This is a genomic window from Syntrophomonas sp. UBA5494 (genome assembly GCF_002426325.1).
Map to the genome: position 1 here is coordinate 1 of NZ_DIPG01000067.1, position 2,046 is coordinate 2,046.

At 49.7% G+C, this 2,046-nt stretch carries 2 protein-coding genes and 1 pseudogene; 2 read left to right on the forward strand and 1 reads right to left on the reverse strand.

Annotated elements, in window-relative coordinates; genetic code table 11:
• Positions 1-198 (forward strand): annotated as a pseudogene (locus B3W37_RS07680) (AAA family ATPase); the annotation flags it as partial.
• 21 nt (positions 199-219) lie between these two features.
• On the forward strand, positions 220-1,434 hold the full coding sequence (locus tag B3W37_RS07685; protein WP_483169748.1) for a vWA domain-containing protein: 1,215 nt from the start codon (positions 220-222) through the stop codon (positions 1,432-1,434).
• Positions 1,435-1,579: 145 nt separating this feature from the next.
• Here the strand turns inward: B3W37_RS07685 and B3W37_RS07690 are convergent, their stop codons facing one another.
• Complete coding sequence (locus tag B3W37_RS07690; RefSeq protein ID WP_483169747.1) at positions 1,580-1,981, reverse strand: hypothetical protein; 402 nt, start codon at positions 1,979-1,981, stop codon at positions 1,580-1,582.
• Between the last annotated feature and the right edge of the window lie 65 nt (positions 1,982-2,046).

Genomic DNA, 2,046 nt, shown 5'->3' on the forward strand with positions numbered 1-2,046 from the left:
ATGCAAAAACGCCCCAGTACCAGCGAATTGATCGACTGGCTTCAAGCTCTGGTGGTCGGCGGCGTGTCGCCCGCTCGAATTAAAAAAGAACTGCCTTTTTTGGGTGTCTTGCTGAAAAAGAATGAAGACCTGGATATGATCCTGCAGCAACTGTCCGGTAAAACCCAAACTCGCAATGCCATGGGACGCTACCGCTAAAAGCGCCTTCAGGAGGATTTGATGTTTACCCGTTTTTATTATGAGTTGAAAAACCAGGGGCTGCCGGTTTCCATGAAGGAGTGGGACGCCCTTCTTGAAGCCCTGGAGGCCGATTTGTGCGGCTCCAGTCTTATCGGATTCTATCATCTGTGCCGGGCCGTCCTGGTGAAGAGCGAAGCCCACTACGATCGTTTTGACCTGGCCTTCGCCCGCTTTTTCGAAGGGGTGGAAACCCCGGAAGGTCTGCCCGATAAGATCTGGGAATGGCTGGATAAAGAGCTGCCCGCCCGGGGGATTACCGAAGAAATGCGGCGCAATCACCGGCAGTTGGATCTGGATGAATTGAGGCGAATGCTGGAAGAGCGCCTCAAGGAGCAGCAGGAAGAACACCACGGCGGCAGCTACTGGATTGGCACCGGCGGCACTTCTCCTTTTGGACACTCGGGTTACCATCCGGGAGGCATAAGGGTCGGCGGTCAATCCAATAACCTTTCTGCGGTTAAAGTAGCGGGAATGCGCCGTTTCCAGGAGTTCCGCTCTGATGAGACCCTGGGTGTCAGGCAATTCCAGGTGGCTTTGCGCAAGCTGCGGCAGTTTACCTCCCGGCTGGATGGCGCAAAAACCGTATTGGATTTAGACGGTACAATCGATAAGACCTGTCAGAATGCGGGCCGGTTGGAACTGGTATGGGAGCGCCCCCGCGAGAACAGCATCAAGGTACTGCTGCTGATGGATGCCGGGGGTTCAATGCTATCTTACAGCCGCTTGTGCAATCAGCTGTTTACCGCGGTGCATCGCTCCAGCCATTTTAAAGACTTGAAAGTTTTTTATTTTCACAACTGCATATACGATTGGTTGTATCATTCCCCTGAATGCCGCAAGAACGATTACACTGACACCGCGTATATCCTCAACAACCTGGGTGAGGACTACCGGACCATCATCGTGGGTGATGCCAGCATGGCTCCCTATGAATTGATGCGCTCGGGCGGGGTCATTGACTGGGATCTTTACAACGACAGAGCCGGACTGGAATGGCTGCGCGATCTGCGCCGGCATTTTGAATATTCGGTCTGGCTCAATCCGATACCGCAAAAGTACTGGGATTGGGTGGAAGGTTCATTTACTATAAAAAAGATCAGTGAAATCTTCCCCATGCAGGAACTGACCATCGACGGGCTGGAAAAGGCCATATCCGCTCTGAGGAGTCGCCAGCGCATGGCTAAAGCCACTTAAAACAATATGAATCGATTATGTCGTATAACCTGGGCCCTCCCTTATGGGAGGGTTATTTTCGCCGCGGGCCCGGCTAAGCACGCATTATCCATTCTCGCTGCTCCGTTCGAAAACTTGATGGAGACGGTTGCTGGCTTGCGCACTACTAGCGCGAGTTAACAACCGTATCTCTTGGTCCAATCAGTTTTAAAATCCATAAACACAATATAATTAAAAAAATATGTGGGATAGAAAAAGCCCAATGAGCAACGAAATTGTCAGAAAATGCCGGAGGATAATCGGTAATTTCGCCGCTATGGAATATAAACCAGAGTATTATCGGAGGTATTTGAATAACCGTGCCTATATAAAGGAGCAATCGTGTTCCGATGCCATGAGTCGTAAAAAACGCAAGAATAAGTAATGACGCTCCTAAACCCTCACTGAAATATCCCCATAGCTCTACCTCTGATTCTAAAGGACCATACAACTCGTGAGCATAGCTATATCCCAGCAGGATGCTGCCAATAGCCAATAAAATCATTAAGATACTTTTTCGATTGCGCATATTAACCCCCATTATCTCCCTCTATATGCTATCATTTCATGACATCCTTTTCTGATATACGAATT